Below are 15,066 nucleotides of genomic sequence, written 5' to 3'. Positions count from 1 at the left end.
GAGGCCGTGAAGGCACGATGTCTAAATCCCATTAGACAGGACTCCAACTCGGAGCGATTGCCACTTGTTCCCGACAAATCGTGCGCAGAAATAGGGGCCTCAACTGCGGCCGCCGAAACTTAGAGGGTCACAGCGCGGTGCAGGATGTCCCCGGAGCCAGGATTCCACGTTCCGTCTGTCCCAACTGCAAATCTCGGGTGACCGACCGAGGTCGGGAAAAAGTGGAACGTTCTTTTCGCCTCAACGTTAGGCAGGTCCGCGCTCAAGCGGATTGGAGATCACCGATGAAAAAGCTCTTGACGATTGCCGCTGCCGCGTCGCTTTTCGCCACCGCTGCCATTGCTCAGACGACCGTCACAACCGGCACCGGCCACGCTACCGTTCAGATCGAGCCGGAATATCGAACCAAGATTAAGACTTACGTAACCGAGAAGAAGGTTCGGCCCATCACGACGCAGGAACGCCTCGTCGTCGGCGCCAAGATCCCGACCAGCGTGGAGCTGGAGGCCGTGCCCGCGGATTGGGGACCGTCTGTCAGCAAATACCGGTACGTTTACTCTAACGATCGCGTGATGCTGGTCGATCCGGGCACCCGCACGATCGTCCACGAGATCGATTGACGACTTGCTCAATGATGCGGCTATTCAAGCCGCATCATTACTACATGCAAAAAGCCCGCAGCCGGTTCGGCCGCGGGCTTTTCTCTTATCCAGGTAGCGCTAATGAACTGCGCGAACCAAATAATATCCAACTCCACCTACGACAATCACAGCGGGAACAGCCCATGACAAAAGCACTGGCATAACTGCCTCCTCAACTTTCCACGGCGAACTAACGGCCGGGTTGCCACTTGTCCCCACCGGTTCCTCTCACCAGTGGTGACGGTGGCCGCGATGCCAGCGATGGTACCGAGGCCCGCTGCGGTAGGCGTAGGCGGACGAACCACGCGGCGGTACCACGGAGCGGCGACCAGACGACCCCGCCGCCGCGCCACGGCGCGGCTGCCAGGGCGGCATCAAGCCGCCCCTGCTCGCCTTTCAGCGTGAGCCTTGGTCTTCTCGAAATTATTCGGCACTTCGATATCGACCTCGAGCGTCGACACCGCAGGTCCCCGGTCCAGCTTGACCGTGACCTTGTCGGGATCGAGCTGGATGTGCTTTGAGACCACCGCGAGAATCTCTTCGCGCAGCGTCGCCAGCAGGTCAGGTTGGCCGCGCAGGCCGCGCTCGTGCGCCAGCAGGATCTGCAGCCGCTCCCGCGCCACCGGGGCGGTTGCCTTGCGGCCGCTGAACAGTCGAAGCAAATTCATGCTCATGCCGCCCTCCGTCCGAGCAATCGGTTCATCAGCCCCCTGCGTTCGGTCGGTACGACCATGTCGACGGTTTCGCCCATCAGGCGGCGGACCGCGTCGGTATAGGCGCGGGCCGGCGCACTGGCCACATTGTTCAGGGTGACGGGAGAGCCGACATTCGAGGCGCGCAGCACGTCCTGGCTCTCGGGGATGATGCCGAGCAGCGGGGTAGCAAGAATCTCGAGGATGTCGTCGATGCTCAGCATCTCGCCGCGTGCCGCGCGCGCCGGATCGAACCTTGTGATCAGGATGTGCTTGATCACCCGCTCGCCCTGCTCCGCCTTGACGGTCTTCGAATCGAGCATCCCGATGATGCGGTCGGAATCGCGCACCGAGGAGACTTCCGGGTTGGTGACGATCACGGCCTGGTCCGCATAACGCATCGCCAGCATCGCGCCGCGTTCGATGCCTGCCGGACTGTCGCACAGGATCCAGTCGAACTTGGTCCGCAGCTCCTCAATGACCCGGCCGACGCCTTCGTCGGTCAGCGCGTCCTTGTCCCTGGTCTGGGAGGCGGGCAGCAACCACAGATTCTCCAGGCGCTTGTCGCGGATCAGCGCCTGCTGGAGCTTGGCGACGCCCTGCACCACATTGATGAGGTCGAACACCACTCGCCGTTCCGCGCCCATCACCAGATCGAGGTTGCGCAGGCCGACGTCGAAGTCGATGACGACGACCTTCTCGCCGGCCTGGGCAAGTGCTGCACCGAGCGCGGCCGTGGACGTCGTCTTTCCAACGCCGCCCTTGCCTGATGTAACGACCAGGACATTTGCCATAATTGATCTCCGTAGCCGATTAGTTCAGCGGTGTAATTTTCATGGTGTCGCCTTGCAGCCAGGCCTGGGCCGGGCGGTTGCGCAGCGAGGCGTCGATTTCTTCAGCAGTCTGGTAGTAACCGTCGATGGCGAGCAGTTCCGCCTCGATCTTCTGGCAGTAAATCCGGGCCGACGAATTGCCGTTGACGCCGGCCATCGCCCGGCCGCGCAGCGTGCCGTACACATGGATCGATCCGCCGGCGACGATTTCCGCCCCCGAGCCGACCGAACCCAGCACGGTGACATCGCCATCGGTGAAGACGATCGACTGGCCCGAGCGGACCGGGCTGTCGAGCAGCAGCGAGTTCGGCTTCGGCTTGGCCTCGACCTTTTCCTCGGGCTTTTCCGCAGGCTCGGTTCGCGTGATGACGCAGGAACGACCGCCGGTCAAAAGCGGCGGCATGCTGGTGGTAAGCTTTTCGGCATCCACGCCCTCGATCCCCAGCACGCGGATGTTGCGTTCTTCCAGATTATTGACGAGGTGGGTGATGGCCGCGCGGCTGAGGTCCAGCGCCGCCAGGTCAAGCACGACAGGCTTACCGACGAAGAACCCCGGCGAACGCGCCAGTGTCGCATCGATCTCCTCGAGCCAGCCGAGAATCGGAATCTCCGGTGTGAATACGAAGGCGACATACGAGCGGCCCCGCATGCGAACCAATTGTCGCGTTGCCCCCGCTGTTGCCTGCATGGTGGATCCACCCATTCCCGGTTACTGAATAATTAAAGATGGGACTGATTTGGTTAATGAGTGATTAATTGTGACAACTCATTCAGCGACCGCGTGGCGCCAGGAGAACGACACGAGAGCTACCCGAAGTTACAGGTGAGTAGTGGCCGTCAGCAAAAGTGGTGGCAATTTGATCGGTTTGTGCCGAGCCGGAACGGCTGGACCACCCGATCGCCCTCGCGTCAACGCCGCTCGATCACCAGGCTCTGGACGGCGCGGCCGAAATAGCCGCGTTCATCGGCCAGCCGTGCCATCGCGAGGCCCGCTCCGTCGGGGCCGATCCAGGATTCGGCGTCGAGCAGCATCCAGTCGCCGACCGGCTGGCGCGCGAAATTCACGGTGAGGTCGGCATTGAGAAACGTCCATTGCCGGAAATCCAGCACCGCCGAAGTGCCGTTACAAAAATCCGCAGCCACCATCGCGCGCATTGCCTGAGAGACCGCCGCCCCCTCGACGATCGGGCGATCGACGCGATACCAGATCGCGCCTGGACCGGGGACGCCGAACCGGCCGCGCGCGGCGCGCAGCGACATGCCGGTTACGAACGGGCTGGAAGAAAAATCCGCCGGCTCGACCCGCGACTGTTCCGGTCCGGGCAGCGTGACCTGTTCGATCTCGGCCTCGGGCGGCAACTCGTTGGCCTGCACCTTGATTTTCAAAATAGTGGCGGCGACCACCACGACGCCGTTGGCGCGAAGTTTTACCGCGCAGAGCTGGATCTTGCGGCCTTCGCGCAGAACCTCGGTCTCGATCGTCAGCGGCGCGACCGGCACCGGGCGCATCAGATCGACCGTCACCCGCGCGATCCGCATTGGTACCGGCGTCGGCAACGCTTCTGCCGCCCAGACCACCAATGCCGCCGGCGGCGAGCCGTGCTGCATGCTCGGATCCCACGGCCCCGCCGCGTGAGGGCTGGTGAGGACGCTATTGCCGTCCACGCGAAAGATAGCGTCCATCAATCAGGGATCTCGGTTGGAGAGAGAAGACAGCTTTCTGCCTGCTCTGCCTCGCGGAGTCGAGTGCCCTGTCAGGCAGCAAGCTCCGCCGCGATGATCGCGCCGAGTGCCATGTCGCTTTGCTGCCCGAACCCGTGGTGCACGATGCTGCCGTTTCGACCGATCAGAATGCTGGTTGGCGTACCCTGCATTCTATATCTCCCCATGGTGAGCGGTATCGGCGTCTCCTCACCGGCCTCATCGACCCCGATCGGAAATGTCAGGCGATATTCGTGGATGAAGGCCTGCAGCGACACCGGCGTCATGGCTGCGTGATGTTCGAACACGGTATGCAAGCCGATGACCTGAAGATCCGTGTTCTTGAAGAGCTCATGGGCGCGCTGGGTTTGCGGCGTGCCATGGGCGACGCATCCGGGACAAAGCATCTGAAATGCATGGAGCAGGACCGGCCGGCCGCGCAACGCGGAGAGCGTCAGCGCTTCATTGGTATTGAACCAGCGCGACACAGCGATTTCGGGGGCGAGCGACACCAACATCTCTCCTGTTTGCATCCGGCCCATCAAGACCGCGGTTGAACTGATCCGTCAAATGAACGCCATGCCGCCATTGAGAATGATGGTTTGCCCGGTCATGTAATCGTTGCCGAGCACCATCGCGACGGCCTGCGCGACTTCCTCAGGCTGTCCCATTCGTCCGAGCGGAATATTGCGCGCAAGATCGGTGCGCCCGCGCATCATGTCGGTTTCAATCAGCGACGGCGCCACATTGTTGACCGTGATCCCCTCCTTCACGAGCCGCGCCGCGTACCCTCGCGTCAGTCCCTCGATGCCGGCCTTGGAGGCGTTGTAATGCGGGCCGATGGCGCCGGCGCCGCGTGCGGCACCCGACGAAATATTGACGATGCGGCCCCATTGGCGCGCCCGCATTGCCGGCAGCACGGCCTGCGTGCACAGGAAGACCGACTTCAGATTGACTGTGATGGTGCGGTCGAAATCGGCTTCGGAAAGTTCGTCGACGCTGCGCACGATTGCGATGCCGGCGTTGTTGACGAGAATGTCGATCGGACCGAGGTCGCGCGCGACCTGTTCGACCATCTTTGTGACGGCAGCAGCCTGCGACACGTCGGCGGCAACGGCGATGGCACGGCCACCACCGGCCTTGATTTTGGCGACGACCGCTTCCGCGTCATCCGCGCGCTCACGGTAATTGACCGCGACCGCGGCACCTTGCTCGGCGAGCATCAAAGCAATCGCAGCGCCGATGCCGCGCGAGCCACCCGTCACCAACGCGACACGCGCGCTTAGATCCTGTTTCGTTGTCATCGGTCATGATCCCATCAACGCAAGCGTGGACACGTGTGACGATATCATTTTGTTGCTCGTCATGCCCGGGCTTGTCCCGGGCATCCACGTCTTGCTTCACTTGAGCCAAGTAAGACGTGGATGGCCAGGACAAGCCCGGCCATGACGGAAAGTGAGTCACGCCACGCCGCCACCCACGCTCTCCAGGAACGCCTTCACCGTTGAGACCACCCCCGTGTCAGTCGCGACATAGCCGGGCAGGCTCGCCACTTCGCGCTGGAACTCGCGACCCTTCATGATGTCGATGACGCGGCGCATCGGTTCGGTCTCCAGAAACGCGCGCTTGCAGACAAACAAATAATCCTCGGTCAGCAAGCGGATGAAATCGAGCCCGAATTGCCGTGCGGCCGCCTCGACGCCAAAACTGACATCGGCCATGCCGCTGGCGACGTAGGCGGCGACCGCCGCGTGGGTGAATTCCATCTGCTGGGCGCCGTTGATTTTCGCTTCGTCGATCCTGTGCAACGCCAGCAACTGATCGAACAGCAGCCGCGTTCCGGAATCATGATCGCGGTTCACAAAGCGCGCCTTGCGATCGACGATATCCTTGATCGATGCAATCTCGAGCGGGTTGCCCGGCTTGACCATCAATCCCATTTCGCGCGTCACGAAACTGATGACGCGGTCCTCGCGCGGATCGAGCCATTCCTTGCATGCGCGGATGCCCTGGATGCGCAATTCGCCGCGCGGCAGATGCACGCCGGAGAGATCGCAGGCGCCCTGCGCCAGCGACAGCAGCGAATTCTGGTTGCTGACATAGCGCAAATCGACGCCGATCCCGGGTTCGCGGTCGAGCAGTTCGCGCAGCTTTGAGACTGCAAAACCATGGCTGGCGTGGACGCGGATCACGGACGGACGCTGGTGCAGGAACGGCTTGATCTCGGTCGCGAGCTCCTGCGCCAGATTTTCAAGCTGCGGGCCGAGACGGGCCTGCATCCGCTCACCGGCCCAGACCAGTTTTTCGCCGAACGCCGTCAGCGTCGTGCCCTTGCCGCGATGGGTCTCGACCAGCGGCACGCCAAAGAAATCCGACCATTGCTCGACCAGATTCCAGACGTGGCGATAGGACAGCTGGGCGTGCGTCGCCGCGCTGGTGAGCTTTCCGGTTTTGCGGATCTCGTTGAGAATTCCGAGCATCACCACGGCGGTCTGCGGGCTGCCCTCCTTGTGAAATCGCCAGACGGTTTCGATTTCGATGTGGTGCATTGGCTCTCAGCCTATGAAGTCGATTGCATATATTCGCGATCCATAGGCAGATCATATCATATTTACTGCTGCGATAACCCTCCTAGTTTGAGATACAGAAACGGAGGAAATATGATGTCTATTGCATATGATTACGCCGCGACGGCGCCCGCGATCGCGCCCGCCAGGCCCCGGTTGCTGCTGATCGACGGCCAGCACGTGCCTTCGATCTCCGGGCGCACCTTCAAGACGCTCAATCCAGCCACCGAACAGGTCATCGCCACCGTGGCCGAAGGCAACGAGGCCGACGTCGATCGCGCCGTAGCCGCGGCCCGCCGCGCCTTCGAGGGTCCCTGGCGCAGCATGCGCGCCTCCGAGCGCGGGCGGATCCTGCTCCGGCTTGCGGAGCTGATGAAGAAGCATGCGGACGAAATCGCAGCACTCGAAAGCCTTGATGCCGGCAAGCCGATCTCAGGCGTGCTCCGGCAGGATTTGCCAGCCGCGATCGACACGCTGACCTACTACGCGGGCTGGGCCGACAAGATCCACGGCGAGGTGGTTTCGACGCGGGACGACGCGCTGACCTACACCGTGCGTGAGCCGGTCGGCGTGGTCGCGGCGATCGTTCCCTGGAATTTCCCGCTGATGATCGGGATGTGGAAGCTGGCGCCGGCGCTCGCCTGCGGCTGCACCATCGTGATGAAGCCTGCCGAACTGACCTCGCTGTCGGCGCTGCGCATCGGCGAACTGGCGCTGGAAGCCGGCCTGCCGCCGGGCGTGCTCAACATCGTGACCGGCCCCGGCCGGGTCGTCGGCGACGCGCTGGTCAATCATCCTGATGTCGACAAGGTCACGTTCACGGGCTCGCCCGGCGTCGGCCGCGGCATCCTGCGCGGCGCCGCCGGCAACTTCAAACGGGTCTCGCTCGAACTCGGCGGCAAGTCCGCCAACGTGATCTTCGACGACGCCGATATCGAGGCCGCCAGCAAGGCGGCGGCGTCAGGAATCTTTTTCAATGCCGGACAGGTGTGCTCGGCCGGCTCACGCGTACTGGTCCATGAGAAGGTCTACGACGAAGTGGTCGAACGGCTGACGCAACGCGCCCAGTCGATCCGCATCGGCGATCCCGGCGATCGCGCCACGGCGCTCGGGCCCGTGATCTCCGAAAAACAGATGAACAGCATCCTCGACTATGTCGATATCGGCCAAAGGGAAGGCGCACTGCTGACCACCGGCGGGACACGCATCGGCACCCGCGGCTATTTCATCAGCCCCGCGGTGTTCGCCAATGTCGAACACGAGATGCGGATTTCGCAGGAGGAAATTTTCGGTCCGGTGGTGAGCGTCATTAAGTTCAAGGATGAAGCCGATGCGCTGCGGATCGCCAACGGCACCGCCTACAGTCTTGCGGCCGGGGTGTGGAGCCGCGACATCGGGCGGGTGCAGCGTTTCGCAAAGCATGCAAAGGCCGGCACGGTCTGGATCAACACCTATGGCTATACCGACGTGCGCTTGCCATGGGGCGGCGTGCGCGATTCCGGCTTCGGCCGCGAACACGGCTCCGCCGCGATCGAGAATTTCACCGAGCCGAAGGCGGTGTGGATGAATTTGAGCGTGTGATGCTCACTTCCCCTCTCCCCTTGTGGGAGAGGGTGGCTTCGCGCAGCGAAGACGGGTGAGGGGTTCTATCTGAGATGAGGATAGAGACCCCTCATCCGGCGCCATAGCCGATGCAGGGCATCGGCGTTCTAAGCGGCCGAAGGCCGCCTAGGCCACCTTCTCCCACAAGGGGAGAAGGAAGAAAATCACAGCGGCGGATCGATTGCCTCGTCGTATTCCTTCTTGAACCGCGCGATCAGTTCGGCTGCAGGCAAGACTTTTGCGACGCTACCGACGCCCTGGCCGCTGCCCCAGATTTCCTTCCAGGCCTTAGGCTTTGCGCGCTCACCCGAAGCATCCGTGCCAAAACTCATCTTGGACGGATCTGACGTCGGCAGGTTTTCGGGATCCATGCCCGCCGCGACGATCGACGGCTTCAGATAATTGCCGTGCACTCCGGTGAACAGGTTGGAATAGACGATGTCTTCGGCGCCTGAGGTCGTGATCATCTGCTTGTAGCCTTCCACCGCATTGGCCTCTGCGGTGGCGATGAAGGCCGAGCCGATATAGGCGAAGTCGGCACCCAGTATGCGTGCCGCACGAATGGCCCGGCCGTTGGCAATCGCGCCCGACAACGCGATCGGACCGTCGAACCATTGCCTCGTCTCGGCCACGAAGGCCAGTGGCGAGATCTCGCCGGCATGGCCGCCGGCGCCGGCCGACACCAGGACCAGGCCGTCGGCACCCTTCTCAACCGCCTTGTGCGCGAACTTCTGGTTGATGACGTCGTGGAACACGACACAGCCCCAGCCATGCGCCGCCTGGTTGAGCTCTTCGCGCGCGCCGAGCGAGGTGATCATCATCGGCACCTTGTGCTTCTCGCAAAGCGCCAGATCCTGATCGAGCCGGTTGTTCGACTTGTGCACGATCTGGTTGACCGCGAACGGTGCCGAGAGCCTGTCGGGATGCGCCTTGTCGTGAGCCGCGAGTTCTTCCCTGATCCGCGCCAGCCATTCGTCGAGCAGCGCCGGCGGCCGTGCGTTGAGCGCCGGAAACGATCCGACCACACCCGCCTTGCACTGCGCGATCACCAGATCAGGCACGGAAATGATGAACAGCGGCGCACCGATGACGGGGATCGACAGACGGCCCTTGAACAAGGCAGGCATGGACATTCGAAACAATCCTTTCGCGTGTTCCGGAACTGGTACGGGGCATCTGCCAAGAGATATCTCAAGAGATGCCGGACGTCATACCAACAAGGCAATCTTTCCAGTGTCAAGTATTGCGTTTTGGCGCTATTTCTTGCGCATGACCCTGCCGGAAAACCGGTGCCCACTTTTCCGGGTCATGCGCTACTGGCATATCGCGCGAGTCACGTAATTTTCGGTCTTGCAGTCGCCCGGTTCGCGCTTGCGGCCCGGGATGAACACTTTCGGCGAGCATTTCTCGGCCGCGTCGGTGTCGAGGCTCTTGCCTTCCTTGTAACCCTTGGTCTGGCACAGTCTGTCGGCCCCGGCCTTGCAGTCCGGCGCGCCATTGGCCGACACCAGGCAGGCCGCGCGTCCTGTGACCATGATCGACGGAAGCATCATGTTCGGCCGGCTGTCGCCGGGATCCTTTGCGGCATCCTTTGCAGTATCCTGGGCGCGGGTGTTGGGGTCGGTCTCGCCTGGGCTCTTCAGGCTCGGCAGGATCGATTTGGATTTCTCGAGCAGCTTGCCGATTTCGTTGATCAGACCGGGATTTTCCGGCTGCTGCGGCGGTTCGATCTGCTGCGGGGCCGGTCCCTGCGGCACCGGCTGCTGGGCCGGCGACTGCACGCCGAGCGAGGGCTGAGGCGCGCTTTGCGACCAGCCGGCGTCCGAGGCGAGCGCCAGCATCGACAGCGCGAGGCAAGCGGTCGCGAACGCCGTCCCGATTGAATTGAAAAGATGGCCGATTCGATCAGGCATGGAGCGAGCGTAGCCTGAAGCGGGCGTGTTCTGAAGCGTTTGGTCCGGCAAAGCGCCCCGCGCGCAGGTCAGACCAATTTAACCGCGATGACGAATCCGAGCACCAGCACCGCGGCGCCGATCGCGACCCAGAAACCGAGGCGCTTTTCCAGCTCGCTGCGAATGAGGTCGCCGTAACGGTTGAGCAGGATCGCGACCACGAAGAAGCGTCCGCCCCGCGCGATGATCGAGCACAGGATGAACAGCCAGATATTGTAGCCGGCGAATCCTGACGTGATGGTGACAAGCTTGTAGGGGATCGGCGTCAACCCCTTGCCGATGATGATCAGCGCGCCCCATTCGGCATAGGACTGACGGAACGCTTCGACCTTGCCGCTGAGACCATAGACGTTGATCAGCCACTGCCCGACCGAGTCGTACAGCAGCGCGCCGATGGCGTATCCGACCACACCGCCGGCAACCGAGGCGATCGTGCACACGGTCGCGAACCACCACGCCCGCTTCGGCCGCGCCAGCGACATCGGCAGCAGCATGACGTCGGGAGGGATCGGGAAGAACGAGCTTTCCGCGAACGATACCGCCGCCATAATCCAGAGTGCGTACGGCTTGTCGGCGGCGGCGAGGAACCAGTCGTAGGATCGTTTAAGCATGGCCGCATGAACCATCATGGAGCGGATTTGTCCATGCCGGCAGACGACGGAATTTTGGGAGATTTAGTGCCGCTTTCGCAGGCTGCGGCCTTCCAGCGCGACAATTCGCCGCCGAACCGCAGGTGGTGTCACCGCTTTGGGTAACGCCTTGGCCGAGGCCGCCTTGTCAGGAATCGCCTTGGGCGGCTTGACCGTCGATTTCGGCAGCTTCTCGGCGATGCCGAGCATCAGCTCGCGCCGCGCCATCTCGCGCCAGACATCCTCGGGCTTGACCCCGGCGGCTGCCCACAGAACGGTCAGGTTGTAGAGAAGATCAGCGCTCTCGCGGACCACCGCATCGGTATCGCCGTTGACGGCGTCGATCACGACTTCGATGGCTTCCTCGGCCAGCTTCTTGGCCATCTTGGCCGGGCCGCGCTGAAACAGCCGCGCCGTTCGCGAAATTGCCGGATCAAGATCCCTGGCCGCGAGCACCGCCTGATAAAGCCGTTCGAGCGAATCACTCATCCCTCAAACCTAATCGAAAGCCGTGGGCAGCGTGTTAACGGCCGGCTTGACAACCAAAAAAAATCCACCGGCCGGGGGCGGCCGGTGGATTCGTGTTTAACATCGGCCTTAACAACGCTCGCAATTACCAGTAGTTGGGATTCTTGTAGCCGCCATAGTACCGGTCACGGCCGTAGCCACCGCCGTAGTAGTAGGGGCCGCCGCCGTAATAGGCCGGGGGAGCGTAATAGGCCGGGCCGCCCCCGTAGTAACCGTAGCTGTTGCCATAGTAGTAATCGCGGCGGTTCTGGGCGGCCGCAATCGCGATGCCGGTGCCGACGATGCCGGCGAAGGCCGCAGCCGCCGCGGCGCCACCGCCGCCATAATATCTCCTGGCGCGCGAACTGAAATCAGTCGCGCCGCTGGTCCCCGTCGTGGCCGTTACATCCTTGGCGGGCGCGGCCGAGCCGGCGAAAGCTGCCGACGGCTGGTAGGCCGTCAGGGCTAGCGCGACAACCGTCGCCACCGCGCCGGCGCGGCCGATCGATGAAAACACTCCTGTTCGTGCAAACATCTCAATGTCCTCCGTGGGAGCTTGGCCTGACAGGCCTCGAATTGCTAACCACTGGGCGGATATTAGGTTCCCCAAACCAAACGCAAGCTGAACGATCTCTGGCCAAATCGTGGCAGTCATCGCCCGTTCACGTTGGATGCGACAGAATGCCTGCGTTTAAGGCTTGTAATGCCGGTGTTCTTGTCCTGAAACAGACCTGCGATCCAACAGACTTGGCCGCGCGGCAACTTGTCCCATCTCCCAGTGACGTAAGCTCAATGCGTGCACGCCGAACCAACGCCCTTCGCTCGATGCTGGCCTCGCTTGCAGGCCTTTGCGGAGTGGTGTGCTTCGGTGCGGGGGTGAGCCTTGCCGCGGACGAACCACGACCGCCGCTCGCGATCCAGTTCTCGCTCGACCGCCCCATCGATGCGACGGACGCGCCTTTCGTGATGGCGGCCACCGGCGGCCTGTTCACCGCCGAGGGGCTCGCCGTCACCATCAACATCGCCAGCGGATCGCCGGATGCGATCGCGCGCGTCGCCGCCGGCACCAGCGATTTCGCGCTGGTCGACATCAACGCGCTGGTGCGTTTTCGCGACAAGGACAAGCAGGGCGTCCCGCCGGTCAAGGCGGTGTTCATGCTGTTCAACAAGGCCCCCTACGCCATCATCGCCCGCAAGAGCCGCGGCGTCCGGGCGCTGTCGGACATCGAAGGCAAGAATCTCGGCGTCGCCGAGGGGGATCTTTCGATCCGGCTATGGCCGGCGGTGGCGAAGCAGAACGGCATCAAGATCGCGAGCGTCAAGCAAAGCAATATCAGCGCCGCGGTGCGCGAGCCGATGCTGTCGGCGGGCCAGATCGATGCCGTCACCGGATTTTCCTATCTGTCGGCGATCAACCTGAAAGACCGTGGCGTGCCGGCCGACGATCTGGCGGTATTGAAGTTCGCCGACTATGGCTGCGACGCCTACGGTTTCGCCATTGTCGTCAACCCGGCGCTGGCGGCCACCAAACCGGAAGCGGTGAGAGGATTTGTGCGAGCGGTGATCGGCGGCACGCATCTGGCCATCAAGGACCCCGCGGCCGCAGTGACCGAGGTCGTCAACCGCATGGACGGCGGCTCGCGCGACCTGGAGCTCGAACGGCTGAGCGCCATCCTGCGCGACAATATCCTGACCGGCGAGGTCAGGCGCAACGGCATCGGCGGCATCGATATTGCGAGGTTCGAGCGGTCGATCGATCAGCTCGCGGAAGGCTTCAAATTCCAGAAGCGGCCAGTAGCAGCTGATATTTTCGACGACCAGTTCCTGCCCCCGGTCAACGGCCGGCTGATCAATTGAGTAGCTGATCAATTGAGTAAAAGTCGCGCAGACGCTGGTTCTCGGCGGCGATCCCTGATTAGAATGCGGCTCGACTGATCGCCCCGCCCCTCCAGTGCTTGCGGCATGTCCATGATTCGCCTTTACACCCGCGTCCTCGAGCTGCTCGGCAAAGAGGCGCGGCTGGGCTGGATTCTGGCCGGCGCCAATCTGCTGCTGGCCGGCGCGCAATTCGCCGAGCCCGTGCTGTTCGGCAAGATCATCGACGTGCTCTCCGGCAAGGCGGCGCCGGGTCCGCTGTCGTCGTCAGGCGCCTGGCCGCTGCTGGCGGCCTGGGTGGGGTTCGGTCTGTTCACTATCGCCTGCAGCGCCCTCGTCGCGCTCCATGCCGACAAGCTGGCGCACCGCCAGCGCCAGGCGGTGCTGACCGATTATTTCGAGCACATCATGCAGCTGCCGCTGACCTTCCACACCGGCACCCATTCCGGGCGGCTGATGAAGGTGATGCTGAACGGCACGGATTCGCTGTGGCGGCTCTGGCTCGGATTCTTCCGCGAGCATTTTGCCGCGCTCATGTCCCTGGTGGTGCTGCTGCCGCTGTCGCTCTACATCAACTGGCGGCTGGCGATCCTGCTGTTCCTGCTGTGCGTGATATTCACGGTGCTGACCACGCTGGTGGTGCGCAAGACCTACGGCATGCAGAGCGAGGTAGAGGAGCATTACTCAAACCTCTCCGCGCGCGCTTCCGACGCGCTCGGCAATGTCGCGCTGGTGCAGAGCTTCGTGCGCATCGATGCCGAGGTGCAGGGCCTGCGCTACGTCGCCGACAAGCTGCTCGCGGTGCAGATGCCGGTGCTCGGCTGGTGGGCGCTGGTCACCGTGATCACCCGCGCCTCCACCACCATCACGGTGCTCGCGATCTTCACCGTCGGCATCTATCTGCACCAGCAGGGGCTGACCACGGTCGGCGAGATCGTGATGTTCGTTTCTTTCGCGACCATGCTGATCCAGAAGCTCGAACAGGTGGTGAGCTTCATCAACAGCGTGTTCATGGAAGCGCCGCGCCTGCAGGAATTCTTCGACGTGCTGGACGCCGTGCCCGCGGTGCGCGATCGGCCCGGCGCTGTCGACACCGGCCGGCTCTCCGGCCTGGTCGAATTCAACGACGTCTCCTTCTCCTATGACGGCAAGCGGCCCGCGATCGAGGATCTGTCCTTCACCGCTTTGCCCGGCCAGACCATCGCGCTGGTCGGCCCGACCGGCGCCGGCAAATCGACGGCGATCGCGCTGCTGCATCGCGCGTTCGATCCGCAGTCCGGCATCATCAAAATTGACGGCATGGATGTCCGCGCCCTGAAGCTGACCGCGCTGCGGCGGAATATCGGCGTGGTCTTCCAGGAGGCACTGCTGTTCAACCGCTCGCTCGCCGACAATCTGCTCGTCGGCAAACCGGACGCCACTGAAGAAGAAATGCGCATCGCGGCGACGCGGGCGCAGGCGCTCGAATTCATCGAACGCAGCGACAGGAAATTCGAGACCCATGCCGGCGAGCGCGGCCGCATGCTGTCCGGCGGCGAACGGCAACGGCTGTCGATCGCGCGCGCGCTGTTGAAGGACCCGCCGATCCTGATCCTCGATGAGGCCACCAGCGCGCTCGACGCGGTCACCGAGGCAAAAGTCAACGCCGCTCTCGACGAAGTGATGAAGGGCCGCACGACCTTCGTGATCGCCCACCGGCTTTCGACCATCCGCAACGCGACGCGCATCCTGGTGTTCGACAACGGACGTGTGATCGAAAGCGGAACTTTCGATGAACTGGTGGCCAAAGGCGGCCGCTTTGCGGAACTCGCGCGGGCCCAGTTCATGGTGCAGGCCGACGCGCGGGCCAGCATTGAGGCAAAATAGCCCGCCCTGCGCCCCCACCGGATTGAATTATCGGCGAAATTGCGTCTATTTCGTCCACGATTTAATTAGCGAACCTCTGTTCTGGACCGGCAAGCCGGTATAGGTTTGCAGCCGCCGTGAGCGACGGCACCGGACACGCTTGAAACCCGAACGTCGGATATCAGGACCTCCTTTTGTCAAGGCGGGTCTCAAAGGACCGGA

The 15,066-nt window shown here is 62.9% G+C and carries 16 protein-coding genes; 4 read left to right on the top strand and 12 right to left on the bottom strand.

Annotated features, from left to right (window positions below; genetic code table 11):
* The first annotated feature begins 284 nt into the window (after positions 1 to 284).
* Positions 285 to 620: a DUF1236 domain-containing protein gene (locus JQ558_RS07820; protein WP_212209835.1), complete on the top strand. Its 336-nt coding sequence runs from the start codon at positions 285 to 287 to the stop codon at positions 618 to 620.
* 395 nt (positions 621 to 1,015) lie between these two features.
* On the opposite strand, the gene minE is transcribed toward JQ558_RS07820, so the two are convergent.
* The 7 genes from minE to JQ558_RS07785 form a co-directional block, all read right to left on the bottom strand.
* Complete coding sequence (minE, locus tag JQ558_RS07815) at positions 1,016 to 1,315, bottom strand: cell division topological specificity factor MinE (RefSeq protein WP_212209836.1); 300 nt, start codon at positions 1,313 to 1,315, stop codon at positions 1,016 to 1,018.
* On the bottom strand, positions 1,312 to 2,127 hold the full coding sequence (minD, locus tag JQ558_RS07810; protein ID WP_212209837.1) for a septum site-determining protein MinD: 816 nt from the start codon (positions 2,125 to 2,127) through the stop codon (positions 1,312 to 1,314). The genes minE and minD overlap by 4 nt, the downstream gene beginning before the upstream one ends.
* 19 nt (positions 2,128 to 2,146) lie before the next feature.
* Positions 2,147 to 2,854: a septum site-determining protein MinC gene (gene minC / locus JQ558_RS07805; RefSeq protein ID WP_212209838.1), complete on the bottom strand. Its 708-nt coding sequence runs from the start codon at positions 2,852 to 2,854 to the stop codon at positions 2,147 to 2,149.
* 221 nt (positions 2,855 to 3,075) lie between these two features.
* Positions 3,076 to 3,849, bottom strand: coding sequence for a thioesterase family protein (locus tag JQ558_RS07800; protein ID WP_212293283.1), 774 nt, complete (start codon positions 3,847 to 3,849; stop codon positions 3,076 to 3,078).
* 71 nt (positions 3,850 to 3,920) lie between these two features.
* Positions 3,921 to 4,385 (bottom strand): peroxiredoxin, encoded by a 465-nt coding sequence (locus tag JQ558_RS07795; protein WP_212293343.1) that lies wholly within the window; start codon positions 4,383 to 4,385, stop codon positions 3,921 to 3,923.
* Positions 4,386 to 4,433: 48 nt separating this feature from the next.
* A complete protein-coding gene (locus tag JQ558_RS07790) occupies positions 4,434 to 5,171 on the bottom strand; it encodes an SDR family NAD(P)-dependent oxidoreductase (protein ID WP_212209840.1) in 738 nt (245 codons plus the stop codon).
* Between the two features lie 156 nt (positions 5,172 to 5,327).
* Positions 5,328 to 6,416: a substrate-binding domain-containing protein gene (locus JQ558_RS07785; RefSeq protein WP_212293282.1), complete on the bottom strand. Its 1,089-nt coding sequence runs from the start codon at positions 6,414 to 6,416 to the stop codon at positions 5,328 to 5,330.
* A 114-nt stretch (positions 6,417 to 6,530) separates the two neighbouring features.
* Here JQ558_RS07785 and JQ558_RS07780 point away from each other — a divergent pair, with 114 nt between their 5' ends.
* On the top strand, positions 6,531 to 8,015 hold the full coding sequence (locus tag JQ558_RS07780; protein ID WP_212293281.1) for an aldehyde dehydrogenase family protein: 1,485 nt from the start codon (positions 6,531 to 6,533) through the stop codon (positions 8,013 to 8,015).
* 185 nt (positions 8,016 to 8,200) lie between these two features.
* Here the strand turns inward: JQ558_RS07780 and JQ558_RS07775 are convergent, their stop codons facing one another.
* The 5 genes from JQ558_RS07775 to JQ558_RS07755 all read right to left on the bottom strand — a co-directional run bounded on the left by JQ558_RS07775 (position 8,201) and on the right by JQ558_RS07755 (position 11,659).
* A complete protein-coding gene (locus JQ558_RS07775; RefSeq protein WP_212293280.1) occupies positions 8,201 to 9,169 on the bottom strand; it encodes a nitronate monooxygenase family protein in 969 nt (322 codons plus the stop codon).
* Between the two features lie 180 nt (positions 9,170 to 9,349).
* Positions 9,350 to 9,949, bottom strand: coding sequence for a hypothetical protein (locus JQ558_RS07770; protein WP_409410495.1), 600 nt, complete (start codon positions 9,947 to 9,949; stop codon positions 9,350 to 9,352).
* Positions 9,950 to 10,017: 68 nt separating this feature from the next.
* Positions 10,018 to 10,617, bottom strand: a complete 600-nt coding sequence (locus JQ558_RS07765) for a YqaA family protein (RefSeq protein WP_212209843.1) — start codon at positions 10,615 to 10,617, stop codon at positions 10,018 to 10,020.
* Between the two features lie 45 nt (positions 10,618 to 10,662).
* Positions 10,663 to 11,106 (bottom strand): phosphoribosyl-ATP diphosphatase, encoded by a 444-nt coding sequence (hisE, locus tag JQ558_RS07760; protein ID WP_212209844.1) that lies wholly within the window; start codon positions 11,104 to 11,106, stop codon positions 10,663 to 10,665.
* Positions 11,107 to 11,230: 124 nt separating this feature from the next.
* Entirely contained in the window at positions 11,231 to 11,659 is a 429-nt protein-coding gene (locus JQ558_RS07755) for a hypothetical protein (RefSeq protein WP_212209845.1), read from the bottom strand.
* A gap of 257 nt (positions 11,660 to 11,916) precedes the next feature.
* Between JQ558_RS07755 and JQ558_RS07750 the strand changes: the two genes are divergently transcribed.
* Both JQ558_RS07750 and JQ558_RS07745 read left to right on the top strand, forming a co-directional pair.
* Positions 11,917 to 12,981: an ABC transporter substrate-binding protein gene (locus JQ558_RS07750; protein WP_212209846.1), complete on the top strand. Its 1,065-nt coding sequence runs from the start codon at positions 11,917 to 11,919 to the stop codon at positions 12,979 to 12,981.
* A 105-nt stretch (positions 12,982 to 13,086) separates the two neighbouring features.
* A complete protein-coding gene (locus JQ558_RS07745) occupies positions 13,087 to 14,865 on the top strand; it encodes a glucan ABC transporter ATP-binding protein/ permease (RefSeq protein WP_212293279.1) in 1,779 nt (592 codons plus the stop codon).
* The last annotated feature ends 201 nt before the right edge of the window (positions 14,866 to 15,066 follow it).

The organism is Bradyrhizobium sp. AUGA SZCCT0160 (assembly GCF_018130105.1).
In the GTDB taxonomy this organism is placed as follows: domain Bacteria; phylum Pseudomonadota; class Alphaproteobacteria; order Rhizobiales; family Xanthobacteraceae; genus Bradyrhizobium.
Note: the sequence above shows the minus strand (reverse complement) of the source record. Positions and strands in the feature narration are given on the sequence as shown.